The following is a 25,516-nucleotide window of genomic DNA, read 5'->3' as shown; positions in this document are numbered from 1 at the left end:
CTCCTGGCAGGGCGCTAGCCTGGCGCGGGCGCGCCCAGCCTGTCCAGCGCGTGGATGAGCACCGCCGCGGCGACCGAGACGTTGAGGCTTTCGACCTTGCCGCTGCCCGGCAGCGTCACGCGCTGCGCGCAGGCCGCCACGGTCGCCGGGGACAGCCCCGTCTCCTCGTTGCCCATGACCAGCGCGAAGGGCTTGCCGGTGGGCAGCGCCTCCGGCGCCACGCCGCCGCGCGCCACGGCGGCGACCGTGGTGAAGCGCGGCGCGATCGCCCGCAGCGCCACCGGCAGGTCGGTGACGCGGCGGAGCGCCAGCCTCTCCAGCCCGCCTTCCGCGATGCGGTAGGCGGCATCCGACAGCCCCGCGCCGCGTGGGTCGCCCGACAGCAGCAGCCCCGCGCAACCGAAGAAGGCGGCTGACCGCGCGACGGCGCCGAGGTTGTGCGGGTTGCCGATGCCGTCCAGCACCGGCAGCACGCGCCCGGCCAGCAGCGCCGGCGGGAAGGGCGGACCGAGTTCCGGCACCTCGCGCGGGAGCGTCACCGCGACGATGCCGCCATGGTGCTCGGTGCCGGCGATGCGCATCAACTCGTCGGGCGGAACCTCCCGGTAGGGGCGGCGCGCCTGCGCCATCACCTTGCAGAGCGGCCCGGCCAGCGGGCGGCGCGCGGGCAGGTAGAACAGCCGCAGCACCGCCTCGGGCCGCACGGCGAAGACCGCGGCCACCGCGGCCGGGCCGCAGATGCGGTCAGGGTCCAGCGCGCGGGACGGGGGGGCGGAGGCGCTCACCCCGCCGCAGCCTGGCGGGCGGCCGGCAGGGCGTCGTTCCGGCCGAGGAACTTCAGGTTCTCCTCCCGGATGCGCGCGGCCTCGTCGTCGTAGAGGAACGGCAGCGTCGCGTAGCGGCGGCCGCGGGTCACCGGCCGTGCCTCGTGCAGCAGGGAGCAGGAGAACACCACCGCCCCGCCCGCCGGCGCCACATAGGTCTGCGGCCCGAATTCCGGGAAGCACAACTCCCCGCCGTCGTATTCGCCGGTGTTGAGGTTGATGGTCACCGCGAAGCGGCGATGCGCGGTGGCGAGGGTGGTGTTGTCGCGATGCGCGCGGAAGAAGCCCTTCTCGGCGGCGTCGTAGCAGGCGACGATGTAGCGCTCGATGCGCGTGACCCTGAACTGGAAGGCGCGCCGGATCTCCGGCACCAGCCGCGCATTCAGCCGGGCGCGGAACTGCGCCTGCAGCGCCGCATCCTCGATCGTGCAGTCCTTGCGGCGCTTGTGGCCGGGATCGACGAGGCCGACCGTCCGGCCGCCGACGTCGCGCATGAAGCCGCTCTCTCCCCCGCCCTGCTCCTCGTACAGCGCGATCAGCCGCTGGCAGAAGGCGGGCTCGAAGACGCGGGGGACGATCAGCACCGGCGCGTGCAGCGGCACGCCCGCATGCAGCGCCGGCGGCGGCGCGGCGGCAAGGGTCGCCATCGCCTCGGCGCCGGCGTCGAGCGGCCAGACGCCGAAGACGCGCAGCCCGGGGTCGAGCAGGATCCAGCCCGTGCGCGGCGACCCGTCCTCGGCCACGGCGCGGAAGGCGCGCAAGGCGCTGCCGTCGTCGTCCCACAGCACGCGGCGGCCGGTCCCGTCCTTCAGGCGGGCCTGCGCCTCGTCCTCCGGGTCGGTGCCGATCACCAGCATGTAGCCATGCCCGACATTCAGCTTCGCGGCATGCGGCGCCACCATCGCGGCCAGCCTCTCGGCCTTCCCCGGCTCACCGAGCGAGCCGGGGATCAGCACCATGATCCAGCGCCCCGCCACCGTGTCGAAGGCGAAGCGCGGGTTGCCCTCGGACCGGGCATGGAAGGCGGGCACGGGCTCGCCCGGCGTGTAGTGCGGCATGGTCATGACTGGCCTCCCCTCAGCCGGAGGATGCCCCAGCCCGTGGGGTCTCCGCCAGCGCCCGCAGTCGGTCCAGCAGGAGGGCCGGCACCTCGATCCCCTCCGCGGCGGCGCGGGCGACGAGCGCGGCGCGGCGGCTGCCGGGCAGGCGCACGCCCGGATCGGCCGCCATCGCCGCCACCATCGCCTCGATCCGGTCGAGCAGGACCTCCCGCCCCGCGAGCGCACCGGGGTCGATCGCCAGGATCGCCTGGCCGAGCCGCGGGCGGTTGCCCTCGTCCTGGAAGAAGCTGTCGGCCTCGAAGCCGAAGGCGCTGCCGGTGAGCGCGACACAGAGCAGTTCCACCACCAGCGCCAGCAGCGCGCCCTTGGTGCCGCCCATGGCGAGCATGGCGCCGCCGAGCGCGGCCCCGGCATCCGTGGTCGGCCGGCCTTCGGCATCCAGCGCCCAGCCTTCCGGGATGGGCCGGCCCTCCTTCGCCGCAACCATGATCTTCCCGCGCGCCACCTCGCTCAGCGCCATGTCGATCACCAGCGGGTCGGCGCCGCGGCGCGGGAAGGCGGCGGCGACGGGGTTGGTGCCCATCAGCGGCCGCCGCCCGCCCGGCACCGGCATCGCCGCGGGGGAGTTGGTGAAGGCGAGCGCCACCAGACCACGCCGCGCCAGCGCCGCGACGGGCAGGCCCATGGCGCCGGAATGGTGGCTGTTGGCGATGCCCGCGAAGGCGATGCCATGGGCCGCGGCGCGCGCGGCCGCTTCCTCCACCGCGCGGGCCAGGGCCGGATAGGCCAGGCCGTGCCGCGCATCCACCAGCACCGCGCCGCCACGTTCCGCCACCACCGCCGGCACCGCGCCGCCCTCGGCGCGGCCATTGGCCAGGAAGGCCGCGTATTGCGGCACGCGCGACAGGCCGTGGCCCGACTGCCCCTCCGCTTCCGCCGCCACCAGGCTGCGCGCGGTGAGGTCCGCCATGGCGGGGTTGGCGCCGGCGGCGGCAAGCGCGGCGCGGGCGAGGGCTTCGGCCTCGGGCAGGGTCAGGCGGGGCATGGGGTCTCGATCGCTGGGGCGCGGCATCGATGCCCCCACCCTGCCCTTCCCCGCAAGCGGGGGAGGCGGACGGGGCCGTCCCGCCCGGTGGCGATCAGGCGTCCGGGCGGATCTGCGCCTCGGTCACCAGGCTCGCCCAGCGATCCGTCTCCTCGCGCACGAAGCGCGTGGAACGCGCGCTGTCCCAGCCCAGCACCTGGAAGCCGCCGTCGCGTGCGCGGCGCGACGTCTCGGGGTCATGGATCGCGGCCAGCACGTCGCGCTCCAGCCGCGCCAGGACCGGCTGCGGCACCGCGGCCTGGGTCAGGACCGCCGTCCAGTTGGTGATCTCGAGCTGCGGCACGCCCAGCTCGCGCACCGTCGGCACCTCGGGCACCAGCGGGTGCCGCTCGGCGCTGGTGATGGCCAGCGGGCGCAGGCGGCCGCCCTGGATCTGCGCGAGGCATTCCGGCAGGTTCGACACCATGAAGTCGAGGTTGCCGCCGGCCAGGTCCGTCACGCCCGGTGCGCCGCCGCGATAGGGCACATGGGTCACGCGTTCCCCCGCCCGCGCGACGCGGCGGACGAGTTCGAGGCCGAGATGCGGCGGCGAGCCGCTGCCGGAACTGCCGGCATTGGTCGGCTGCTCCGCCACCATCCGCAGCAGCCCCGCCAGGTCCCGCGCCGGGCTCCGCTCCGCGTTCACCACCACGACCAGCGGCAGCGAGCCGAGCATCGAGACGACGTGGAAGTCGCGGCGGAAGTCGTAGGGCGCGTTCGGGAACAGCGTGGCGTTCACGGCATGGGTCAGCGTGATGGCCAGCAGCGTGTGGCCGTCGGGCGGCGCCTTGGCGGCGATGTCGGCGCCGATCAGCGCGTTGCCGCCGGCGCGGTTGTCCACCACCACCGACCGCCCGAGGATCTCGCCCAGCTTCTGCGCCACCAGCCGCGCCATGATATCGGTCAGGCCGCCGGGGGTGAAGGGCACGATGTAGCGCAGGTTGCGGTCGGGGAAGGCGGTCTGCGCGCCGGCGAGGCCGGGCAGGACGGACGCGGCGGCGAGGCCGAGCGCGGCGCGGCGGCGGATCATGCGGACCTGTCTCCCCGAATTCGTTCGGAGAAAGACTGACCGGGCCGCGCGCCGCCGTCCAGCGAAGAAGCGTTCAGCCCGGCCGCGTCTCGACCGTCGCGTGGCAGACGCGGTCATCCTCCGCCCGGCGGCGCAGCGCGGGATGCGCGCCCCCCGGCGGCAGCGGCGCCGCCGGCCACAGGCCGCGTTCCGTCACCGCCGCCGCGAAGCCCGCGGCGCGGAAGGCGTCCAGCATCTCCGACAGGCCGAGCCGGTTGCAGTAGAGCCCCGCCCGCGCCACCGCCGCGCCTTCCCAGAAGGCGGGCGGGAAGGCCAGGTGGCGCAGCCCGCCGCCGAGATGGTCGTGGAAGTCGATCCCGTGCAGCCCGACGCCCCCCGGCGCCGCCACGCGGCGGAGCGCGGCGAGCAGCGGCGCGAAGGCGTCGCGCCGCACATGTTCCAGCGCGACTTCCGAGAAGGTGAGGTCGATGCTGCCGGCCGGGATCTCCGCGAGCCGCCCGGTGCCGCCGACCAGCAGCCGGGCGCCGCAGGCGCGCAGCACGTCCCCATGCGTGGCGCATCCGGCGAGGTCGGGCGGGACGAGCCCGGCCCCGCGCGCCGCCTCCGCCGCCGCGCGATAGGGCGCGAGGTCGCGGGGCGCGTCGTCCTCCACGTCGAGATACCAGATCGGGCCGAGGCCGAGCGCCGCGGCCACCGGGGCGCGCAGCACCATCGCGCCCGGCCCCACTTCCAGCACGCTCCGCGCCGGGCGGCCGAGCAGCGCGGCGGCACGGGCCGCGCGCCATTGCAGCGGGTGGACCAGCCGCACGGGGTCGAGCGCGCCGAAGGAATGGCGCCGCAGGCCGAGCGCCCGCCAGGCCCGCGCCGGCACCGGCAGCGTGCCGAGCACCAGCTTCACGCCGAGCTTCGCCCACCAGGGCACCGGCGCGCCGGCGGCATAGCCGGGGGGGACGATCGCGTCCTGCGGGGCGGGGCTGGGCATCGGGGCTCCGTCGGGGTCGGGGCGGGTCATACACGTTGCGGCGGCAAGGGATCAGCCCGCCTCCAGCTCCGCCAAGCGCCGTTCTAGGTTGCGCCGGGCGCGCTTCTCATGCGCCAGGAAGAAGCGGTCGGTGCGGTAGATGCGGTCCCGCCACAGCAGCAGGCGGATCTGCCCCGCCCGGCCATCGGCCCAGGCGCCGTCCGGCAGATGCGCGTATTCGGCGCGGATCGCGGCCTCATAGGCGTCGTACTCGGCCGGCGGCGCCCCCAGCGGGGCGTTGTCCATGTCCAGCAGCAGCGCCGCGTCGCCCCGCAGCGAGGGGTCGTCGGTTTCCGGCATCTCCTGCCGGGCGAAGGCGTGGATCAGCGCCTCGGCGCGCGCAAGCCGCGGTTCCGGCACGGTGGCGGCCAGCAGGTCCCGCATCAGCGCCGCGCTTTTCCGCGCATTGCCCGCCTGCGCGCGGTCGAAGACGGCGGTGTGGAACAGCAGCGCGAGGATGAAGGAAGGGCGGTCCGCGATGCCATGCGCGACCTCCTCCGCCATGGCCAGCATCCCGGCCACGCGGGACCAGCCGTGGTGACGCCGGTGCGGCTCCGCATGGCGGCGCTGCAGCTCGGCGAGGAAGGCGGGGTCCACGCCGCCCCGCTAGACGGCGATGCGGCCGAAGACCGCGGTCAGCAGCGCGAACAGCGCGCCGCCGACCAGGAAGCCGACGATGGTGCCGTTGATGCGGACATATTGCAGGTCCTTGCCCACGCGCAGCTCGATCTTGTCCGTCACCGTCGCGGTGTCCCAGCCGCGCACCACGCCCGCGATGAAGTCCGCAAGCTGCGCGCGCGCGTTCGGCAGCAGCGCCACCAGCACGCCTTCCGCCGCGCGGTTCAGCCTCTCCCGCACCGCCGCGTCCTCGGCCAGGACGGCGCCGAGGTTGGAGAGCGAGTTCTCCAGCACCTGCACGGTGCGCCCGTTCGGGTTCTGCGCATCCGCCTCCAGCGCCGTCCGCAGCCGCACCCAGATGTCGCCGAGCCAGGCGGCGACCGCGGGATGGGCCAGCGCGTCGCGCACCGCGCGGCCGACGGCGGCGGCGCGTTCCGGGTCCTCCTCCAGCTTCGCGATCTCGGTGCGCAGCCAGGCATCGAAGGCGTGGCGCAGGTCGGAATCGCCGGGCTCGACGCGGTCGAGCTCGTGGTTAATCGCGGCCAGCACGCGGCGCGCGATGGTGGCGCCTGCCAGCCAGCCGACCAGCGCGCCCCCTTCGGCCCGCACGCGCGCGGCGATGGCCGCCTGCAGCTGCTCCTCCTTCGCGGCGAGCAGCACCTTGATCTGGCCGAGGGCGAGGTTGAACACCTCCTGGTGGCGGCCGCCGTCGATCAGCGCGGTCAGCGCGCGGGCGATCACCTTCGCGGCACCCGGGCCGCCGGCGATGCGCGGCAGCAGCCGCGCCATCAGCCGCCGGGCGCGCCCGTCCTCCAGGCTGGCCAGGATGCGCGGCAGCATCCCCGACAGCGCGGCGGCAGCCGGCTTCACCGCCCCCGGATCGGCGAAGAAGTTGCGCAGGATCCCGGCGAGGTCGAGGCGGGACAGCACGCGCTTCACCTCCGCCTCGGTGAAGACGTGGTTGGCGACGAAGCGGCCGAGCCCCGCGCCCAGCCTCTCCTTCTGGTTCGGGATGATGGCGGTGTGCGGGATGGGCAGGCCCAGGGGGTGGCGGAACAGCGCCGTCACCGCGAACCAGTCGGCGATGCCCCCCACCACGCCCGCCTTGGCCGAGGCCTGGAGCAACTCGGTCCAGTAGCCCGGCGGCATGGCATAGGTGCCGACCAGCAGCCCCCCCATGCCGACCAGCAGGCCGGTGGCGACGGTCTTCTGCCGCGTCAGCGCGCGGCGAAGCTCCGCCTCGGGGTCGGGGAGGGTGGTGGGACGGTCGGGGCTGCCCTGCATGGGGCGGGGAGGTAGGCTGCCACGCGCCATTTGCCCAGCCGCCACGGCACCGGTATAGGGATGTGACGTTATAAGGTAACCATGCGCGCCATCATCCCCTCCCACCCGCTCGCACTGTCCGCCGGGGCCGCCCCGCGGCTGGTGCTGGCCGGGTTCGTGCTGGCGGCGCTGTGGGCGGCGGTGGCCTGGGCGATATCCGCATGACCCCGCCGCGCGGCCCCGAACTCGCGATCGAGCACCTGACGGCGACCCACCAGCGCCATCCGGCGGTGCATCACCTCTCCGCGCGCTTCGCGCCGGGAAGCCTGACGGCCATCGTCGGCCCGAACGGGGCGGGCAAGACCACGCTGCTGCGGACCATCGCGGGGCTGCATGCGGCGGATGAGGGGCGGGTGCGGATCGGCGCGGGGCGCGTGGCGCTGCTACCGCAGCAATCGGGGATGGACCGGGCCTTCCCGATCCTCTGCCTCGATGTCGTGATGCAGGGCATGTGGAGCCGGCTCGGCGCCTTCCGCAGCGCGGGGGCGGAGGAGCGCGGGCGCGCGCAGGCGGCGCTGGAGGCGGTGGGCCTGGGCGGCTTCGCCCGACGGCCCGTCGGCAGCATGTCGGCCGGGCAGTTCCAGCGCCTGCTCTTCGCGCGGCTGCTGGTGCAGGATGCCGACCTGATCCTGCTGGACGAGCCCTTCAACGCGGTGGATGCGCGCACGGCGGCCGACCTGCTGGCGGTGGTGCGGCGCTGGCATGGCGAGGGGCGGACGGTGCTGGCGGTGCTGCACGACCTAGACCTGGTGCGCGACGAATTCCCCGACTGCCTGCTGCTGGCGCGGCAGAAGATCGCCCTCGGCCCCACGGCGGAGGTGCTGAGCGCCGCGAACCGCCTGAAGGCCCGCATGATGGCCGAGGCCTGGGACGAAGGCGCGGCCCCGTGCGAGGCCCGCGCGGCCTGAGCCCCCTTCCCCCGCGGGCGGGGGAGGGCCGGGGTGGTGGCGCGTCACCGGGCGGAAGCGTGCGACCATGACCGACCTCCTCTCCCCCTTCGTCGAATTCGGCTTCATGCGCCGCGCGCTGGTGGGCTGCCTGGCGCTGGCGGTGGCGGCGCCGCCGCTCGGCGTGTTCCTGATGCTGCGCCGGACCAGCCTGACGGCGGAGGTGCTGGCGCATGGCGTCACGCCCGGGATCGCGGCAGGCTTCCTGATCGCGGGGATGTCGGTGCCGGCCATGTCGGCGGGCGGGCTGGCGGCGGGGCTGCTGGTGGCGCTCGGCGCCGGCGCGCTGTCGCGCGTGACGGGGGGGCGGGAGGATGCGTCGCTGACCGCGCTCTACCTCATCGCGCTCGCGCTCGGGGTCACGCTGGTGTCGCTCCGCGGCGGGGCGGGGGACCTGACGCATCTGCTGTTCGGCCAGGTGCTGGGGGTGGACGACCCGGCGCTGCTGCTGATGGCCGGGGTCGCCACGGTGACGCTGCCGGTGCTCGCGCTCGGCTGGCGGCCGCTGGCGCTGGAATGCTTCGACCCCGCCTTCGCCCGGGCCGAGCGCGTCGGCGGCGGCGCCTGGCACATGGCCTTCCTGGTGCTGGTGGTGCTGAATGTGCTGGCGGCCTTCCAGGCCATGGGCACGCTGATGGCGGTGGGGCTGATGATGCTGCCCGCCGTCGCGTCCCGCCACTGGTCGCGCGAATTGTCGGGGCTGGTGCAGGCCGCGGTCGGCATCGCGGCGCTGTCCGCGGCGGCGGGACTGCTGGCCTCCTACCACCTGGACCTGCCCTCGGGCCCGGCCATCGTGCTGGTGGCCGGGCTGCTCTGGGCGGTGTCCGTCCTGGCCGGCCCGGTGGACGGGCTGCTGGCGCGCTGGCGCCGGCGCCCGCATTTGGCGGGGTAGCCCGCGATCGGCCTGAGCATGCACGCCGCAGGCGGGCCTGCGAAGGGCGAGAATCGCCGGGCCGACAGGGGCTGGACCGGGATTGGCCTGACGAGGGTCAGGGCAAGGCCGGTCCAGCGCCGGCTATTGCGGCCGCTGCACCGCGTAGTCCTGCGGCGCGCGGAGCAGCGCCGGCTCGACCGCGCGGAAGGCGACGCTGGTGATCTCCGTCACCACGCCGTCGGCCTCCCGCCGCAGCACCAACCCGTCCTCGGTGACGCAGGCGTGCGATTCGACACGGCGGACCGCGCCCGCCGGCAGGTGGATCTCGTCGACGACATGCCAGCGCGTGCAGGGCAGCCCGGCGATTGTGGCCTCCCCTTCCCGCGTGAAACGCGCGCGATCGTAGTCCGTGACGAGCCGGCCGAAGCGGTTGGCCGGGTCGTGGCGGTCATGGACGATCCGCCGCCCCTGGTCGAAACGCCGGAACGAGACGGAGTGGCGGGCCTGGATCAGCGCGCCATCGGCCGGCTGGCCGTTGCGGTCGAGCGATTCGAAGCGGACCGCCTGCTCGCAATGGCTGTACTGCGCGCGGAAGGTCTCGCCCGGCCGGTTCGACACCGTGTAGGTGGTCACCACGTCGCGCGTCGGGAAGACGGGCGGGGCGCCGTCGCGCCGCGGCGTGCCGATCACGAAGGGCGAGGGCTGGACGGGCTGGCGCTGGACCCGCGCCTCGATGGCGGGCTGGGGCGTTCCGCCGGCCGGCACCTCATGGAAGGGCAGCGACGTGCTCCAGCTGCCCGCGCTCACGCCGAGGGCCAGGCCGCAAGGGCCGTCCGGCTCGCGGCCGGGGGTCAGGAACAGTTCGAAGAACCGGCCCGGCGCCAGGGCCTCGGCTGGCGTGACATAGGGGCCGCCGATCGGCATCGCCTCGCCCGGGCGCAACGGGGCGGAGGTCTGGCGGCAGAAGAAGCCGATCGTCATTCGGTCTCCCGGCCGTGTCGGCGGGATGGCGGCACGGCCGTCGAGGGTGCGGGCATCGGCGCGGAAGACGCGGCGGGCTACCGCCTCCACCGTGCAACCCAGCGGGTCGGCGGAGGGCCGGGCGGGGGACACCACCTCGACCTGCAGGTGCAGCGAGGATTGCTCCCGCAGCAGCCGCGGGTCGATCGCCGCCCCGGCCGGCGGCGCGAGAAGCCCTGCCGCGGCGATGCCGAACGCCCATTGCCTGAACAACCCGACATCCCTTCCAGACACCTTGGAGGCGTCGATTATCGAAGGCGGGCGAGCGAACTCAAGCCGGCGGCGGAATTCCTTGCGCAGGATTCAACCGATGGTCACGAAGCCGCAAGGAAGACCGTCGGCAGGACGGGGCACGCCCCGCGCCCTGTCGGACCGGTGCGGCTGCCTATAGCTTCCCCTTCTTGTCGCCGGCCGTCATCCTGTCGAGCGCGCCGAGCACCAGCGCCCCGGCCAGGAAGACGCCGTGCAGCGCCATCGCCCAGGTGACGGTGCGGTCGTCGTAGCGGTCGATCTCCATGAAAAGCTGGAGCAACTGGATCGAGGAAATGGCGATGAGGGCGGAGGCGAGCTTGATCTTGAGGTTGCCGGGATCGATGGCAGCCACCCAGGACAGCCGGCTGCCCTCCTCCTCCGCGTCGAGCCGCGCCACCAGGCTGTCATAGGAGGAGATGGCGACCATGACGACGAGCGAGGCGACGAGCGCCGAATCGAGCAGGTGCAGCAGGTCGATCAGCAGCCGCGTCTCCTCCGCCTCGTTCAGGCTGAGGGCGAATTTCCAGAGCTTCTTCAGGAAGCTCAGCGCATAGACCGCAAGCGCGGCGACGAGGCCGAGGAGGAATACCACCAGGATGTAGCGGCTGGCGAGGATGGCCTTGTTCAGGATCGTCTGCATGTCAGTCTCCCGGTTGCGTGACGCATAGCCTGCCCGCGCCGGCCGCGGAATCGCCAGGCGCACGCGACCGCCACACGAATCCCGGGCCCGCCCGCCAGTCCGCAACGGAGACCACGCATGACGATCCGCCGCATCGCCGAGGAGGAGCGCCTGTCGGGCGCCGTGGTCGGGGGGGGCCTCGTCTGGCTGGCCGGCCAGGTGGCCGACGACCCGACCGCCGATGCCGAAGGCCAGACCGCCGACATCCTGCGCCAGATCGACGCCCTGCTGGCCGAGGCCGGGACCGACCGGCGCGCGCTGCTGTCCTGCACCGTGGTGCTGGCCGACATCCGCGACGCGCCGGCGATGAACCGCGCCTGGGACGCCTGGCTGGACCGCGGCCACAAGCCCGCCCGGATGACGGTCGAAGCCCCACTGGTCGATCCGCGCTGGAAGGTCGAGATCACCGGGGTGGCGCTGGCGCCGCGATGACCCGGGCGACCCGCAAGAGGCTGTGGCGATGGCTGCGCTCGGTCGGGTTCACGCTGGGCCTGTCGCTGCTGGTCGCCTGGGGGGTGGGGGACCAGGGGCAGCTGCTGCCGGTCTTCGTGATCGGCGTCGCGGCCTTCGGCCTCGGCCTTCTCTACTACCTGTTCCCGCGCGGCCTGCATTTCGCCTTCGGCACGGCGGTCGGGCTCGCGCTCTATGCCAGCCTGTTCGTGGTGCTGGGCCACGCGCAGTTCCCGGACGCGCCGGACTGGTCGCGCCCGCCGGCCTTCCTGCTGCCGGTGATCGCCTTCCTGGGCGCCGTCTGGTGGCGCCGGGTCGAACTGGCGGAGGTGGCCGAGCGGCAGGAGGCCGCGGATCTCGACCACCTCGGCCACACCGCGCGCTGGCTGGTCTTCGTGTCCCTGGTCGGGCTGGTCTGCTTCATCCTGCCGGTGAACCGGCTGGCGCCGGGTGCGCAGGGCGCGGCGCTGCTGGTCGCCATGGGCGGCATCGCCGGCATCGTCGCGCGCGCCGCGCGGGAGGTGATGCGCCTGCTGGTGGACGTCGCGCTCATCATCGACGAGATCGCCGGGCGGACGCGGCATGTGGCGGTGCCCGCGGTGGCCTTCCTGCTGATGTACGCGCTGCTGGTGATCGTCTTCGCCTCGGCCTACCGCATCGCGGATTCGCTGTCGGTCCATGCCCTGTTCCATGACCGCGACGGACCGACGCGGCTGAGCTATTCGGACGCGCTGCATTTCTCGGTCGCCACCCTCTCCACGGTGGGTTATGGCGACATCCAGCCGCAGGATGACGGGGTGCGCGTGCTGGCCAGCCTGGAGGTGGTGGCGGGCCAGCTGCTGCTTCTGTTCGGCGTGGCGGAAATCCTGCGGAGCCGCCGCGCGCGGGTGGGAACGCGGCGGGAGGAGGACGAGGACCTCGACCCGGCGCCGCCGGACGGGCATTCTCCGCCCCCGGCGGCCCCCGATGGCCATGGCGCCGCCGGGGCGCGGTCGCGCTTCCGCCGCAATCCGGCTTCATCCAATACGAGTAACGAGTGACCCGCATGCGCATCCTCCTGACCGGCGGTCTTGGCTTCATCGGCTCCGCCGTCGTCCGCCGCCTGATCTCCACCACCGATCACGTCGTGGTGAACATCGACAAGGAGACCTACGCCGCCAGCCACGATGCGCTGGAGACCGCGGCGGCGCATCCGCGCCACGTCCACGTCAAGGCGGACATCTGCGACGCCGCCGCGATGCGCGCCGCCTTCGAGGAATGGAAGCCCGAGGTGGTGATGCACCTTGCGGCCGAGAGCCATGTCGACCGCTCCATCGACGGGCCGGCGGAGTTCATCCAGACAAATGTGGTGGGCACACAGGTGCTGCTGGAGGCCGCGCGCGGCTACTGGAGCGCGCTGGACCCGGCCGCCAAGGCCGCCTTCCGCTTCCACCACATCTCGACCGACGAGGTGTTCGGCTCGCTCGAAAGTGCCGGGGACAAGCCTTTCGACGAACACACGCCCTACGACCCGCGCAGCCCCTATTCGGCGTCGAAGGCGGCGTCGGACCACCTGGTGCGGGCCTGGCAGCACACCTACGGCTTCCCTGCCTTCGTCTCCAACACGACGAACAACTACGGCCCCTGGCAATTCCCCGAGAAGCTGATCCCGCTGGTGTCGCTGAACGCGCTGGAGGGGCGCCCCCTGCCCGTCTACGGCGACGGGTCGAACATCCGCGACTGGATCCATGTGGAGGACCACGCGGAGGCGCTCTGCCTCGCCGCGCTGGAAGCCGGCAAGCCGGGCGAGACCTACTGCATCGGGCCGCGGCAGGAACGCACCAACCTGCAGGTGGTGAAGACCATCTGCGCCGTGCTGGACCGGCTGCGCCCCGACCCGGCCGGCCCGCGGGAACGGCTTATCACCTTCGTGAAGGATCGCCCCGGCCACGACTTCCGCTATGCGATGGACCCAACCACGGCCGAGGTGGCGCTGGGCTGGAAGGCGAAGTTCGACTTCGAGAGCGGGCTCGAGCACACGCTGCGCTGGTACTTGGCGAACGAGGCCTGGTGGGGCCCTATCCGCGCGCGGCGCTATGCCGGCCAGCGGCTCGGCGTCTCGCCGGAGGCGCGCGGGGGCACGGGCGGTTGAACACACGTCACGGAACGATCTGGCGCGGGGATTGTTGGCGACCGACATGAGCGATTGGCGGGGCAAGAGGGTTCTGGTGACCGGCGGCGCCGGTTTCCTCGGCAGCGGGCTGTGTCACGCGCTGGCGGCGCAGGGCGCGCGCGTGGTGGCGCTGGATGCGATGGTGCCGGATGGCGGGGCCAACCCGCTGAACCTCGAAGGCAGCAACGTGATGCTGGTGCGCGGCGACATCCGCGACGCGGAACTGCACTCGCTCTGCCAGGGCATCGACGTGCTGTTCAACCTGGCGGCGCAGACCAGCCACATGGGCGGCCAGAAGGACCCTGTCGCGGATATCGCGATCAACGCGGTCGCGCAGGTCCGCCTGGTCGGCGTGATGCGGGAGGCGGCGCCGAAGGCCGTGGTGGTGCATGCCTCCACCCGGCAGTTCTACGGCCGCCCGCAATACCTGCCGGTGGACGAGAAGCACACCGTCAACCCGCCCGATTCCAACGGCGTGTCGAAATGGGCCGGGGAGCAGTACTGGCTGCTGGAATCCCGCGTGCATGGCCGGCCCGTCGTCTCGCTGCGGCTGACCAACTGCTACGGGCCGCGGCTGCGCATCAAGGATGCGCGGCAGACCTTCCTCGGCATCTGGATCCGCCGCGTGCTGGAAGGCGAGCCCTTCGAGGTGTGGGGCGGCGAGCAGCTGCGCGACCTCGCCTATCTCGACGACGTGGTGGACGCCTTCCTGCGCGCGGCGCAGCACGCGGACGAGCCGCAGGTGAAGGGCCACGTCTTCAATGTCGGCGGTGCGCCCCCGCTGTCGCTGCGCGAACTGGCGGACCGGCTGATCGCCGCCAATGGCGGCACCGGGTCCTATGCCATCCGCGAATTCCCGGCCGACCGCGCGCAGATCGACATCGGCAGCTTCGCCGCCGACGACCGCGCCTTCCGCGCCGCCACCGGCTGGTGGCCGCGCATCGACGTGGACGAGGGGCTTCGCCGGTCGCTCGAATGGTATCGTCCGCGGCTTGCGGACTACGCGCAGTAAGCCGTCTCCCCGGGGGGAACACCGCCATGAATGCCACCACCATCACGGTCCCGCAGGCCGATCCCGGCGCAGGCTACCGCGCGCAGAAGGACGAGATCGACGCCGCCGTCGCGCGCGCCCTCGCCTCGGGCTGGTACATCCTCGGCAAGGAGGGCGAGGCCTTCGAGAAGGAATACGCCGCCTGGCAGGGCGCCGCGCGGGCCATCGGCTGCGCCAACGGGACGGATGCGCTGACGCTGGCGATGCGCGGGCTCGGCATCGGGCCGGGCAGCACGGTGGTCACGGTGTCCCACACCGCGGTGGCGACCGTCGCCGCGATCGAGATGGTGGGCGCGACGCCGCTGCTGCTCGACATCGACCCCGACACCTACACGATGGACCCGGACGAGCTGGCGGCCGTGCTGGAGGACCCGCCCCCGGGCCTGCCGCCGATCCGCGCCGTCATCCCCGTGCATCTCTACGGCCAGGCCTGCGACCTGGCGCCGATGCTGGCCGCGGCGCAGCGGCACGGCGCAACGGTGATCGAGGACTGTTCGCAGGCGCATGGCGCGACGCTCGGCGGTGCCAAGGTCGGCAATCTCGGCCGCATCGCCTGCTACTCGCTCTACCCCACCAAGAATCTCGGCGCGCTGGGCGATGGCGGCGTGCTGACCACGGATGACGGGGCGCTGGCCGATGCGATCGGCGCGATCCGGCAATATGGCTGGAAGGAACGCTACATCAGCGCCGATGTCGGCGTGAATTCCCGCCTGGACGAGCTGCAGGCGGCGATCCTGCGGGTGAAGCTGACGCGGCTGGACGCCAACAATGCGCGGCGCGCGCAGATCGCCGCGGCGTATGACGCGGCGCTGGCCGGCGGTCCCTTCGCGCCCCCGGTGCGGCGGGCAGGCGCGGGCCATGTCTTCCACCAGTACGTGCTGCGCGTGCCGGACCGCGCGGCGGTGATGGCGCGGCTGCGGGCGGAAGGGGTGGCCACCGCGGTCCACTACCCGGTGCCCGTCCATCTCCAGCCGGCCTATCGCGGGCGAACCCCTCTCGGTCCCGCCGGCTGCGCGGAGACGGCGCGCGCGGCGGGCGAGGTGATGAGCCTGCCGATGTTCCCCGAGCTGACGGACGCGCAGGTGGAGCGCGTCTGCGCGGCGCTGCGGGCGCTGTAGCGGCGGGGCGGGGGGCGGCCTGCTACGCCGCCTTCAGGTGCTCCTGCAGCCGCGGCATCAGCTCCACCAGGTTGCAGGGGCGGTGGCGGCTGTCGAGCTGCCAGACCAGGATGTCGTCCCAGGCATCCTTGCAGGCGCCCGTGCTGCCCGGCAGCGCGAACAGGTAGGTCCCGCCCGCGACCCCGCCGATGGCGCGCGACTGGATGGTGGAGGTGCCGATCTTCGCGTAGCTCAGCATCCGGAACAGCTCCCCGAAGCCGGTGATCTCCTTCTCCAGCACGCGTGCGAAGGCTTCCGGCGTCACGTCGCGTCCGGTGATGCCGGTGCCGCCGGTGGTGATGGCGCAGTCGATCGCGGGATCGGCGATCCATCGGCGCAGCACGCCTTCGATCGCATCCGCCTCGTCGCGGCAGATCTCCCGCGCGGCCAGGCGATGGCCGGCCTTGCCGATCCGCTCGGCCAGCGTGTCGCCGCTGCGGTCGGAGGCGAGGTCGCGCGTGTCCGACACGGTCAGCACGGCGATGTTGACGGGCAGGAACTGTCTCGATTCGTCGATCGGCATGGCGCGGTCCTGTGCCGGGATGGGTCACCGGGACATGCCCCCGCCCCCGCTTCCCCGCAAGCGGGGAAGCGGGTCAGCGGGTCACCGCCGCAGCATCGCCGCGACCGCGCCGCTGCCCTGGAATTGCGGGAAGCGGCCGGTCGCCAGCGCGTCGAGGCTCGGCGATGGCAGGCCCAGCCGGGCGGCGTAGATCCAGGAATAGGCGAGGACACGCTGCACGAAGAGCCGCGTCTCCCCCACCGGGATGCTCTCGATGAACAGGAAGGGATCGTCGCGGTGCCGCACCGCCGGCAGCCAGCGGGAGAGGTTGCCCGGCCCGTTGTTGTAGGCCGCCAGCAGCCGGATCAGGTCGCCGCCCACCTGGTCGCCCTGCGCCAGGTAGTGGACGTAGCGCTGCCCCACCTCCAGCGAGAAGCCGGGATCGTGCAGCCGCCGCGCGCCGGCGCCGCGCAGGCTGGCATCGCCCGTCACGTAGCTGGCCGTCGCGGGCATGATCTGCAGGAGCCCCCGCGCGCCGGCCGGGGAGACCGCCTGCGGGTCGAAATTCGATTCCTGCCGCGCCAGCGCGTAGAGCAGCGCCGGGTCCACCCGGAAGCCGCCCGCCGGCTCCAGCCGCGGCAGGGGGAAGCGCGCGAAGTCCCGCGGCCGCCCATCCGCCGTCTGCGACAGGGAGGCGAGCTGGGCGGCAAGGTCGGTCATCCCCGCCTGGGAGGCGACGAGCAGCATCGCCCGCATCACCCCCGCATTGCCCTGCACGCGGGGCCAGAGGCGGCGGAGCTCGGCTTCCGCGCGCTCCCCCTGGCCGACCTGCAGCAGGGCCAGCGCCCGCCAGCCCGCCGCGGTTTCGGCGATGGCGGCGGCCTCGCCCTCGCCTGCGATCTCGCGTTCCCAGGCGAAGCCCATCGGCAGGCCCAGCGCGCGGCGCGCGACCAGGCCGTAGAAGGTGCGCGGTTCCTGCGCGGCCTGCATCATCCAGGGCACATAGGCCTGCGGCCGGCGCGCCCGCACCGCGGCGCGCGCCGTCCAGAAGGCGGCGGCCGCGCGGGTGGCGGGGGCGGCGATCTCGGACCGTGCCGCATGCTCGAAATAGGCGAGCGCCGCTTCCGGCCGCCCGAGCGCCCAGGCCGAGAGGCCGGCGATGTAGCCCGGCAGCGCGACCCCGCCCGAGTTGCGCGACGCCTCGGAGGCGATGCGGAAGGCTTCCGCGTCGCGGCCGAGCTGGAACAGGGCCTGCGCCACCTCCGCCCGCAGCAGCGCGGCATAGGCACCGCCCACCCGCGCGCGTTCGATCTGCGCGAGCGCCGCGGCGGCGTCGCCGTCCCGCGCGCGGTCGCGCACCGCGCGGTCGAGCGCGGCGTTGCGGACGATGGAACGAGAGGAGGGCTCGCGCTCCTCCGGCACCACCTCGGACGTCTCGGACAGGGCTTCCTGCGCCGGGGCGGGCGGCAGGGCCATGCCGCGCGGGGCCCGGCGGACCAGGATGGCATGGACCGCCGGGGCGTCGGGGTGGTCGGCATGGTCGGCCAGCCAGGCGACGACCTCCGGCAGCGGCGGCTCATGGCCGCGCAGCCAGCGGTCGGCGAGCACATGGCCCACCAGGCGGCGGTCGTCGAGCCGTTCGACCTCGCGCGCCGCGCCCGCCATCTCGCCCCGCTGCTGCAGGTCGAAGATACGGCGAAGGCGCGCCGCATCGGACGGCGCTAGGGGTTGCGGGAACCCGGCGATCCCTCCCTGGACGGGACGGGGAACGCTCATGGCGGTCTGGTCGGCCCGTTGCCCGAACGCAGGAACCTGAATCCCCGCGGTCATCGTCACCCCCAGCGCCAGCACGACCGCGAGGGGGCGGAAGATGCGGGCAGGCCGGGTTTGCCGGGCCATGGGGCAGATCGCTCGCATGGCGCAGCACCCCTAACGGGGGTTTCGCAGGCAGCGCAACCCCTTATCGGCCGGAGAATCCCATACTGTGAGACATTCTTCACCAGATCAGGACATTACAGGGCCCGGCTCAGGTGAAAAAACCGTTACTTTGCTGCGGCGCACAATGAAAAGGCCGGGTGCCGGGTCAGCTCCCGCGCCGCGCCTCGCCGTCCAGCGTCCTGCGCAGCAGGATCAGGTCCGACCACGCATCGCGCTTCGCCGCGGGGTTCCGCAGCAGATAGGCGGGGTGCAGCGTCGCCAGCGCCGGCAGCGCGGCATCCCCCGCCCCCTCCACCGCATGCCAGCGCCCGCGGAGCCGCGTGATCCCCTCCTTCGCGCGCAGCAGCGCCTTGGCCGAGACGCCGCCGAGCAGCACCAGGTGGCGTGGCCGGACCAACGCGATGTGGCGCAGCAGGAAGGGCAGGAACAGGTTGATCTCGGCGTCGGTGGGCGTGCGGTTCCCCGGCGGTCGCCAGGGCAGGATGTTCGTGAGGTAGAAGTTCTCCTCCCGCCGCAGTCCGATGCTGTCCAGCATCCGGTCCAGCAGCTTGCCCGACACGCCGACGAAGGGACGGCCAAGCCGGTCCTCATCCGCGCCCGGCGCCTCGCCTATCATCATCAGGCCGCTCTCCGGCATGCCGTCGGCGAAGACCAGGTTGGTCGCCGTCTCCCGCAGGGGGCTGTCGGTGGCGGCGATGGCGGCCTTGAGGGCGGCCAGGTCCGCCGCCCCGGCTGCGAGGCTGGCGGCGGCCGCGGCGGGTGGCGGGATCAGCGCAGAGGACGCGGGGCGGGGCGCCGGGCGCGCCAGGGCCGGGGCTGCAAGGGCGGGCGCGGGCGGCGGCGCGGCGAAGCGGTCGGCCGGCGCATCGAGCAGCGCCTCGTCCGCACCCCATTCCATCTGGAGCCTGAGCGCGGCGAGCAGCGCGTCGCGCCCGGGCAGCGGGGCCGGGACCTGTTCCATGACGGGGATATCGGCGCGCGCCGGGGTTCCGCGCAATGCCCCGCGACGCTATGTCCCGCAGGAACCCAGGAACGCCGGAGGAACAGGCATGTCGGACGACGCGCGCGAAGCCATGGAATTCGACGTGCTGGTCGTGGGCGCGGGCCCGGCGGGCCTGGCCTGCGCCATCCGCCTCAAGCAGCTCAGCCCCGACACCACCGTCTGCCTGGTCGAGAAGGGCAGCGAGATCGGCGCCCACATCCTTTCGGGCGCCGTGCTGGAGCCGCGCGCGCTGGACGAGCTGATCCCCGACTGGCGCGACGACCCGCCGGCACTCGCCACCCCGGTCACCGAGGATCGCTTCATGCTGCTGACGGAGACGCGCGGCTTCAAGCTGCCGACGCCGCCGCAGATGCACAACGAGGGCAACTACGTCGTCAGCCTTGGCAATGTGTGCCGCTGGCTCGGCGCCCGCGCCGAGGCGCTGGGGGTCGAGGTCTATCCGGGTTTCGCCGCGTCCGAGACGATCATCGAGGACGGCCAGGTGAAGGGCGTTGTCGCCGGCGTCATGGGGATCGGGAAGGACGGGGAGCGGGGCCCGAACTACCAGCCGGGGATGGAGCTGCGCGCCGCCTACACGGTCTTCGCCGAGGGCTGCCGCGGCAGCCTGTCGAAGAAGCTGTTCGAGACCTTCGACCTGCGCCGGGACTGCGCGCCGCAGACCTACGCGCTCGGCATGAAGGAGCTGTGGGAGATCCCGAAGGAGAAGCACAAGCCCGGCCTGGTGTGGCATTCCACCGGCTGGCCGCTGGCCTCCGACACCTATGGCGGGTCCTGGCTCTACATGCTGGGGGAGAACCTGGTCTCGATCGGCTTCGTCGTCGGGCTGGACTATCCGAATCCCTGGCTTTCGCCCTTCGAGGAGTTCCAGCGCTTCAAGACCCACCCGCAGGTGCGGGCGATGCTGGAGGGCGGCAAGCGCATCGCCTATGGCGCGCGAGCGCTGAACGAGGGCGGGCTCCAGGCGGTGCCGAAGCTCGTCTTCCCGGGCGGCATGATCATCGGCGACAGCGCGGGCTTCCTGAACGTGCCGAAGATCAAGGGCACGCACACCTCGATGAAGTCCGGCATGGTGGCGGCCGAGGCGATGGCCGAGGCCTTCGCCGCCGACCGCCCGGCGGTGCTGGAGGGCTACCCGGCGAAGCTCCAGGCAAGCTGGGTGTGGGAGGAGCTGAAGGGCGTGCGGAACATCCGCCCCGGCTTCGCGAAATACGGCTTCTGGGGCGGCATGGCGGCGGCCGCACTCGACACCTACGTCTTCCGCGGCAAGGCGCCCTGGACCTGGTCGCACCACCAGGACCACGAGACGCTGCGCAAGGCGTCGGAGGCGAAGCGCATCGCCTATCCCAAGCCCGACGGCGTGCTGACCTTCGACCGCCTGTCCTCGGTCTTCCTGTCGAACACCAACCACGAGGAGGACCAGCCCGCGCATCTGGTCCTGAAGGACCCGTCGCGCTGGGAAGGCGTGAACTGGGCGCAGTTCGCCTCGCCCGAGAGCCGCTACTGCCCGGCGGCGGTGTATGAGGCGGTGGGCGCCGAGGCCGGCAACGGCGACGGCCCGATGAGGCTGGTGATCAACGCGCAGAACTGCGTGCACTGCAAGACCTGCGACATCAAGGACCCGACGCAGAACATCGACTGGCGGACCCCCGAGGGTGGCGGCGGGCCGAACTACATCGGCGGCATGTAGCCCGCCCGCCGGCCGCCGCCGCCCGACCGCTTCAAGACACCAGGGCGGCGGCGGGCCGAACTACATCGGCGGCATGTAGCCCGCCCGCCGGCGGCTGGCGGCATCCGGTGGTTGACGCTGCGCCGCCGCCGCGCTGGCATCACCCCGCCACGCGGGACCGCGCGGCGGGGGAATGCCGATGATCCACGAACTGCGCATCTACCACTGCCTGCCCGGCCGGCTGCCGCGGCTGCTGCAACGTTTCCAGGACCACACGCTGCGGATCTGGGACCGCTTTGGCATCCGCCAGGCCGGGTTCTGGACCGTGGCGGTCGGCCCGTCGAACCACGCGCTCTACTACCTTCTCGCCTGGGAGAGCCTGGCGGAGCGCGGCACGAAATGGGACGCCTTCCGCGCCGATCCCGAATGGCTGCGCGTCGCGGCGGAGAGCGAGAGGGATGGCCCGATCCTCGAGCGGGTCGAGAACCTGATCCTGCAACCGACCGCCTTCTCGGCCGTGAAGTAGGACACCGGCCTTCAGCGCGCGATGCGGGCCTGCACCAGCTTCGTGTAGTCGTAGCCGCTCGGCTCATAGGCGATGCCGCGCCGGGCGGCCCAGATATTCGTCATCTGGTAGAGCGGGATGACGGCGACATCTTCCATCGCCATCCTCACGCCCTCGCGCAGCAGGGCCTCGCGCGCGGTGTCGTCCAGCGTGGAGGTGGCGCGCGCGGTCAGCGCATCGAGCGCCGGGCTGGAATAGCCGGACCGGTTGAAGGCCCCCGTCAGCCTTTCGCGGCTGTAGGTGCTGAAGACGTTCACCAGCGCATAGCCGGCATCGACCTGGCTGGCCCAGCCGAACATCGTCATCGCGAATTCCAGGTTCGCGGCCCGCGCGGCATAGGCGGCGAAGGGCATGGGCTCCACCGTCGTCTGCACGCCGATGCGCGTCCACATCTGCGCGATGGCCTGCGCTGCCGGCGGATCCGTGGGGCGCGACGAGGTGGAGATGTGGATCGCGATGCGGAAGCCGGCCGGGTAGCCGGCCTCGGCCAGCAGGCGCCGCGCCGCTTCGGGGTCGAAGGCGGGGACGGGCACATCGGGGTTGTGGGAGAAGGTGCCGGGCGGCAGCCACTGTCCGTTCGGCGTCGCCGTGCCCTGCATGATGCGATCCGCCAGCGCGCCGCGGTTGATCGCGATGGACAGCGCCTGGCGCACGCGGCGGTCGCGCAGCGGGTTGCGCGCCAGCGGCCGGCCCTCGTTGTCCGTCACGAAGGGCGCGACCTCCGCCGCCTGGTTCGGCGCGAGATAGACCAGCCGCATCCCCGGACGCGAGAACACGGCGAAGCGCGCATCGGACTGCAGCCGCGGAAGGTCGTTGGGGGAAGGCGTGTCGATCATGTCCACCGTGCCCGAGAGCAGGGCGGCGGTGCGGGAGGCAGCGTTGGAGAGGTACTTGATGGTCGCAGCCTCGAAATCCGGGCGCGGGCCCCACCACGCGTCGTTGCGGACCAGCTCGGTCTGGTCGTTCGGGGAATAGCGCACCAGCCGGTACGGCCCGGTGCCGATCGCGGCGCGCCCGGCATTGTAGTCCTCGGTCGTCGCACCTTCCCCCGCATGGCGGGACACGATGGCCAGCACGGACAGCTCCACCGGCAGGTTCGGCGCCGGGGCATGCGTGTGGATGCGCAGCGTCAGCGGGTCCACCACCTCCGTCCGCGCGATGGAACGCACCGCGCCGCCGTAGCCGCCGGTGGTGTTGGGCACGTTGGGCGCGCGGCCGAAGGTGAACACCACGTCGTCGGCGGTGAAGGGCCGCCCATCGGTCCAGCGCACGCCCGGGCGCAGCCTCACCTCCCACATCGTCTCCGCGACCGGGGTCCAGCTCACCGCCAGGCCGGGGGCGAGCCGCATTTCCGGCGTCAGCGTGAACAGCGTGTCGAACAGGTTGTAGGTGAGGTTCTGCGTCGAGGTGCCGCTGTGGAAATGCGGATCGACCGCCGCCGGCACCGCGCTGACGCCGATGGTCAGCCGCTGCGCCGCGGCGGGCGCGGCGAAGGCGGCGGAGATGGCGAGAAGGGCGAGGGTGATGCGGCGGCGCATGCGCGGCTCCTGCGGGTCGGGCCGCCCATCCTCATGCGCCACGGCGCGCGGCGCCAGGGCGATCTCAGCGCCGGATCAGGATGTAGTTGACCGTCAGGTCGATGGTGACGCCGCCCGGGTCCGCCGGTGGCGGGAAGGGCGGCAGCCGCGCACCGTCGAAGGGGAAGGTGGTGCCGAAGTTGAGCGAGGGCGAGGCCGAGGGCCCGACCAGCCGGACGCTGCGCACGCGCCCGTCCGGCTCCGCCACCACGCGCACGCGCACGGTGCCGGATTCGCCCTCTGCCGCGGCACGCGCCGGGTAGTGGATGTTCTGGTCGAGCCAGCGGCGGAAGGCGGCGCGCCAGTCCGCGCCCACCTCCGCACCGGTGACGCGCATCGCCGGGTCCGCGCTGGCGCGGCCTTCCAGCATCCGCGGATCCACCGCGAGGTCGAGCCCCCTTCCCTGCGGCCGCCCCGACTGCGCCGGCGACGCGGGGCGGGCGAGCGCGAAGCCCTGCGGCGCGAGCATCACGCCGGGCGGCAGCGCGGCGGGCGGTACCTGCGGGCGCGGTGGCGGGGCCTGGGCCTCCGGACGCGGCGAGGGCGGCGGCTCGTACCGTTCGCGCAGGCGAAGCTCGCGTGGCGGCGGCAGGATCTCGGCGAGGTCGGGGATGGGCGGGGGGGCGGGCTCCGCCACCGGCGGTGCCGGCGGGGGCGGCGGCACCGAAACCGGCGGGGCTGGCGGCGGTGGCGGTACGGCGGATGGCGGGACCGGCAGCTGCACCGCCTGTGACGGGGCGGGGGGCGCGGGCGGCGGCCCGGGCAGCCGCGGAGGCGCCGCGGGGACGGGCGGCACGGGCGGCACCTCAAGCCCCTCCGGCGCCTCCCCCAAGGGCCGTTCGGGCTGCCCACCCTCGAACACCACGTCGAAGGAGGGGGGCGGCAGCGGCGCGGGCCCGCGTGGGCGCGGGTCCGGCCAGGACAGCAGCGCCGCGATGACAGCCGCATGCGCCAGCAGCGAGGCCAGCCACCACGGCCACCGCGCATGCGGTGGCCGCGGCGCCCTTCCGCGGTCAGGCAGGGGTGCGGCGGGGCGCGGCAGCGGCGCGGGTGGCTCCCGCCGCGCCGCCACGCGCCGCCTTGCCCCGAAGCGGGGCATCGGGCGCGGGCGCGGCAGGGGGCGGGTGTTCTCGGGCACGGGGCAGGGCCGGCTTAGACGATCGGGCCCGCGCCGTGGAACCTCGGGGCGGGTGACGAAATGTGGCAGCCGGCGGCCGGGCGGGCCTTCAGCGCGGCGACCAGCCGCGCATCTGGCGGATCTCCTCCTCCTGGTCCGCCACCATCCCCTCCGCCAGGCGGCGCAGCGCGGGGTCACGGCCGGCGCGCAGGTAGAGCCGCGCCATGTCCACCGCGCCCTGGTGGTGCGGCAGCATCATCGCGACGAAGTCGCGGTCCGGGTCGCCGGTCATCGGCGCCGCCGCCATCTCCTGCTGCATCCGCGCCATCGCGGCGGCCATGTCGGCATGGCCTGCATGCCCGCCCCCGCCGGTCGGCGCGGGCGGCGCCTCCACCCCGGTCAGCGGGCCCGCGCCAGGGCCGTGGTAGTGTTCCTGCCCGCGCCAGAAGCCGGCGGGGGGCGGCAGGCCGGGCCCGCCCTCGCCCGTCTGCGCGCGCGCCCAGGCGAAGGCCGGCCCGCCGCGCTGGTAGATGGCGTGGTGCGCGCCCGAATAGCCCAGGATCGTGATCGCGAAGGCGGCGGCCAGCGCCACGGGCATCAGCGCGGTCGCGCGGCCGAAGGCGCGCGGCGCGCCGGAAGCCATGCCGTGCACCAGGGCCATGGACCGCGACCGCCCCGTCTCCGGCTCCGCCACGCCGACGGCAAGCGTCGCCAGGATGATGGCATGGCCGATCAGGTCGATGCGGCCGAAGGGATAGACGGCGGCGAACATCAGCACGAACAGCGCCGCCGCCGCCAGGCGCCGGATCAGCGGCGTCCAGAGCAGGCCGAAGCCCAGCGTGAATTCCGCCACGCCGGCCATCGTGGTGTAGGGACCGAAGGGCATCCCGAGCGCGAGATAGGGCTTCTCCTCCAGCAGCGGCGCGAACCACTGCGGGTATTCGAACTTCTCCATGCTCGACCACATCAGGCTGACCGCTATGCCGAGCCGGAGCACCGCGAAGCGCCGCGCGTGCCAGGTCTCGTCCGCGACGCCCGACAGCAGCAGGAACCCCGCCACGCCGAGGCCGAGGGCGAGGTAGTCGAACAGGTGGAACAGGTCGTATTCGCGCAGCGTCAGCACCCAGACCAGCACGATCAGCGCCGCCGCCACGGGCCGCGTCAGCCGCGATGCCAGCAGCAGCGCGACAACCAGGTGCAGCCAGGGCACCCATTCCGCCTCGGTCCGCAGCTCCGGCGTCAGGTAGGTGCCGCCGATCGCGAAGAGCGAGACGAAGAAGGCGGTGAGCACCCAGAGCAGGAAGCGGTCCGCCCGCGCCTTCAGCGGCCCGGTCGCGGCATCGAGCGCGGTGAGCAGGCGCGGCCCCGCCGCGCTGCGCTCGACCAGCATGGCGGCGACGAAGAAGGCGGAAGCCAGCGCCGCGCCGATCCAGAGCGCGGGCAGCGACAGCGTCGTCGCAATGGGGACGGGCGGCTCCGCGACCTGGTAGGGCTGGAACCACTTCACATGCGCCGCGGCGCCGGTGGGCAGCAGCGGGGCGAGCGCGGCCGCGCAGCGCAGCGCGCCTCGGATGATGGGCGACATGGATCCTCGGGCCTTGCGGC

Annotated in this window: 25 protein-coding genes; 10 read left to right on the top strand and 15 right to left on the bottom strand. The window is 73.5% G+C overall.

The annotated features are described in order from the left end of the window. Window positions 1-14: 14 nt before the first annotated feature. From ACK8OX_RS06550 to ACK8OX_RS06520, 7 genes are all read right to left on the bottom strand, one after another. A complete protein-coding gene (locus tag ACK8OX_RS06550; RefSeq protein WP_430663142.1) occupies window positions 15-785 on the bottom strand; it encodes a TrmH family RNA methyltransferase in 771 nt (256 codons plus the stop codon). Next, window positions 782-1,888 carry a 2OG-Fe(II) oxygenase gene (locus ACK8OX_RS06545; protein WP_430663141.1) on the bottom strand — a complete coding sequence of 369 codons (1,107 nt, stop codon included), beginning with the start codon at window positions 1,886-1,888 and terminating at the stop codon, window positions 782-784. Before ACK8OX_RS06545 ends, ACK8OX_RS06550 begins: the two co-directional genes overlap by 4 nt. Before the next feature lie 13 nt (window positions 1,889-1,901). Beyond that, window positions 1,902-2,930 (bottom strand): Ldh family oxidoreductase, encoded by a 1,029-nt coding sequence (locus ACK8OX_RS06540; protein WP_430663140.1) that lies wholly within the window; start codon window positions 2,928-2,930, stop codon window positions 1,902-1,904. A 94-nt stretch (window positions 2,931-3,024) separates the two neighbouring features. Beyond that, window positions 3,025-3,999, bottom strand: coding sequence for a Bug family tripartite tricarboxylate transporter substrate binding protein (locus ACK8OX_RS06535; protein WP_430663139.1), 975 nt, complete (start codon window positions 3,997-3,999; stop codon window positions 3,025-3,027). Between the two features lie 73 nt (window positions 4,000-4,072). Continuing rightward, on the bottom strand, window positions 4,073-4,981 hold the full coding sequence (locus ACK8OX_RS06530) for a hypothetical protein (protein ID WP_430663138.1): 909 nt from the start codon (window positions 4,979-4,981) through the stop codon (window positions 4,073-4,075). Window positions 4,982-5,032: 51 nt separating this feature from the next. Further along, on the bottom strand, window positions 5,033-5,617 hold the full coding sequence (locus ACK8OX_RS06525; protein WP_430663137.1) for an HD domain-containing protein: 585 nt from the start codon (window positions 5,615-5,617) through the stop codon (window positions 5,033-5,035). Between the two features lie 9 nt (window positions 5,618-5,626). Then, window positions 5,627-6,922 (bottom strand): DUF445 domain-containing protein, encoded by a 1,296-nt coding sequence (locus ACK8OX_RS06520; RefSeq protein ID WP_430663136.1) that lies wholly within the window; start codon window positions 6,920-6,922, stop codon window positions 5,627-5,629. 81 nt (window positions 6,923-7,003) lie between these two features. Between ACK8OX_RS06520 and ACK8OX_RS06515 the strand changes: the two genes are divergently transcribed. From ACK8OX_RS06515 to ACK8OX_RS06505, 3 genes are all read left to right on the top strand, one after another. Next, window positions 7,004-7,126, top strand: coding sequence for a hypothetical protein (locus tag ACK8OX_RS06515; RefSeq protein WP_430663135.1), 123 nt, complete (start codon window positions 7,004-7,006; stop codon window positions 7,124-7,126). Beyond that, complete coding sequence (locus tag ACK8OX_RS06510; protein ID WP_430663134.1) at window positions 7,123-7,869, top strand: metal ABC transporter ATP-binding protein; 747 nt, start codon at window positions 7,123-7,125, stop codon at window positions 7,867-7,869. Before ACK8OX_RS06515 ends, ACK8OX_RS06510 begins: the two co-directional genes overlap by 4 nt. Before the next feature lie 67 nt (window positions 7,870-7,936). Beyond that, window positions 7,937-8,800 (top strand): metal ABC transporter permease, encoded by an 864-nt coding sequence (locus ACK8OX_RS06505; protein WP_430663133.1) that lies wholly within the window; start codon window positions 7,937-7,939, stop codon window positions 8,798-8,800. Between the two features lie 123 nt (window positions 8,801-8,923). On the opposite strand, the gene ACK8OX_RS06500 is transcribed toward ACK8OX_RS06505, so the two are convergent. Together ACK8OX_RS06500 and ACK8OX_RS06495 are read right to left on the bottom strand one after the other, a co-directional pair. Beyond that, on the bottom strand, window positions 8,924-10,015 hold the full coding sequence (locus ACK8OX_RS06500; protein WP_430663132.1) for a hypothetical protein: 1,092 nt from the start codon (window positions 10,013-10,015) through the stop codon (window positions 8,924-8,926). 172 nt (window positions 10,016-10,187) lie between these two features. Further along, complete coding sequence (locus tag ACK8OX_RS06495; RefSeq protein WP_430663131.1) at window positions 10,188-10,694, bottom strand: YqhA family protein; 507 nt, start codon at window positions 10,692-10,694, stop codon at window positions 10,188-10,190. 117 nt (window positions 10,695-10,811) lie between these two features. Between ACK8OX_RS06495 and ACK8OX_RS06490 the strand changes: the two genes are divergently transcribed. The 5 genes from ACK8OX_RS06490 to ACK8OX_RS06470 are packed head-to-tail and all read left to right on the top strand — an operon-like array spanning window position 10,812 to window position 15,504. Beyond that, a complete protein-coding gene (locus ACK8OX_RS06490) occupies window positions 10,812-11,165 on the top strand; it encodes a RidA family protein (RefSeq protein WP_430663130.1) in 354 nt (117 codons plus the stop codon). Beyond that, window positions 11,162-12,223 carry a potassium channel family protein gene (locus ACK8OX_RS06485; RefSeq protein ID WP_430663129.1) on the top strand — a complete coding sequence of 354 codons (1,062 nt, stop codon included), beginning with the start codon at window positions 11,162-11,164 and terminating at the stop codon, window positions 12,221-12,223. The genes ACK8OX_RS06490 and ACK8OX_RS06485 overlap by 4 nt, the downstream gene beginning before the upstream one ends. Window positions 12,224-12,228: 5 nt before the next feature. Continuing rightward, window positions 12,229-13,314 (top strand): dTDP-glucose 4,6-dehydratase, encoded by a 1,086-nt coding sequence (gene rfbB / locus ACK8OX_RS06480; protein WP_430663128.1) that lies wholly within the window; start codon window positions 12,229-12,231, stop codon window positions 13,312-13,314. Between the two features lie 46 nt (window positions 13,315-13,360). Beyond that, window positions 13,361-14,347, top strand: a complete 987-nt coding sequence (locus ACK8OX_RS06475) for an NAD-dependent epimerase/dehydratase family protein (protein ID WP_430663127.1) — start codon at window positions 13,361-13,363, stop codon at window positions 14,345-14,347. Window positions 14,348-14,373: 26 nt separating this feature from the next. Next, window positions 14,374-15,504 (top strand): DegT/DnrJ/EryC1/StrS family aminotransferase, encoded by a 1,131-nt coding sequence (locus ACK8OX_RS06470; protein ID WP_430663126.1) that lies wholly within the window; start codon window positions 14,374-14,376, stop codon window positions 15,502-15,504. A gap of 22 nt (window positions 15,505-15,526) precedes the next feature. On the opposite strand, the gene moaB is transcribed toward ACK8OX_RS06470, so the two are convergent. From moaB to ACK8OX_RS06455, 3 genes are all read right to left on the bottom strand, one after another. Next, a complete protein-coding gene (gene moaB / locus ACK8OX_RS06465) occupies window positions 15,527-16,066 on the bottom strand; it encodes a molybdenum cofactor biosynthesis protein B (protein WP_430663125.1) in 540 nt (179 codons plus the stop codon). Between the two features lie 81 nt (window positions 16,067-16,147). After that, a complete protein-coding gene (locus ACK8OX_RS06460) occupies window positions 16,148-17,710 on the bottom strand; it encodes a transglycosylase SLT domain-containing protein (protein ID WP_430663124.1) in 1,563 nt (520 codons plus the stop codon). Between the two features lie 418 nt (window positions 17,711-18,128). Continuing rightward, window positions 18,129-18,944, bottom strand: a complete 816-nt coding sequence (locus tag ACK8OX_RS06455) for a uracil-DNA glycosylase (protein WP_430663123.1) — start codon at window positions 18,942-18,944, stop codon at window positions 18,129-18,131. Window positions 18,945-19,032: 88 nt separating this feature from the next. Between ACK8OX_RS06455 and ACK8OX_RS06450 the strand changes: the two genes are divergently transcribed. Next, entirely contained in the window at window positions 19,033-20,673 is a 1,641-nt protein-coding gene (locus ACK8OX_RS06450; RefSeq protein WP_430663122.1) for a 4Fe-4S dicluster domain-containing protein, read from the top strand. A 178-nt stretch (window positions 20,674-20,851) separates the two neighbouring features. Further along, on the top strand, window positions 20,852-21,178 hold the full coding sequence (locus ACK8OX_RS06445) for an NIPSNAP family protein (RefSeq protein ID WP_430663121.1): 327 nt from the start codon (window positions 20,852-20,854) through the stop codon (window positions 21,176-21,178). 11 nt (window positions 21,179-21,189) lie between these two features. Here the strand turns inward: ACK8OX_RS06445 and ACK8OX_RS06440 are convergent, their stop codons facing one another. The 3 genes from ACK8OX_RS06440 to copM form a co-directional block, all read right to left on the bottom strand. Continuing rightward, complete coding sequence (locus tag ACK8OX_RS06440; protein ID WP_430663120.1) at window positions 21,190-22,755, bottom strand: ABC transporter substrate-binding protein; 1,566 nt, start codon at window positions 22,753-22,755, stop codon at window positions 21,190-21,192. A gap of 64 nt (window positions 22,756-22,819) precedes the next feature. Beyond that, window positions 22,820-23,932 (bottom strand): TonB family protein, encoded by a 1,113-nt coding sequence (locus ACK8OX_RS06435; RefSeq protein ID WP_430663119.1) that lies wholly within the window; start codon window positions 23,930-23,932, stop codon window positions 22,820-22,822. 88 nt (window positions 23,933-24,020) lie between these two features. Further along, window positions 24,021-25,496: a CopM family metallochaperone gene (gene copM, locus ACK8OX_RS06430; protein WP_430663118.1), complete on the bottom strand. Its 1,476-nt coding sequence runs from the start codon at window positions 25,494-25,496 to the stop codon at window positions 24,021-24,023. Window positions 25,497-25,516: the final 20 nt, after the last annotated feature.

This window comes from Falsiroseomonas sp. CW058 (assembly GCF_050563535.1).
In the GTDB taxonomy this organism is placed as follows: domain Bacteria; phylum Pseudomonadota; class Alphaproteobacteria; order Acetobacterales; family Acetobacteraceae; genus Falsiroseomonas.
This window is presented reverse-complemented; position numbering and strand designations above follow the sequence as displayed.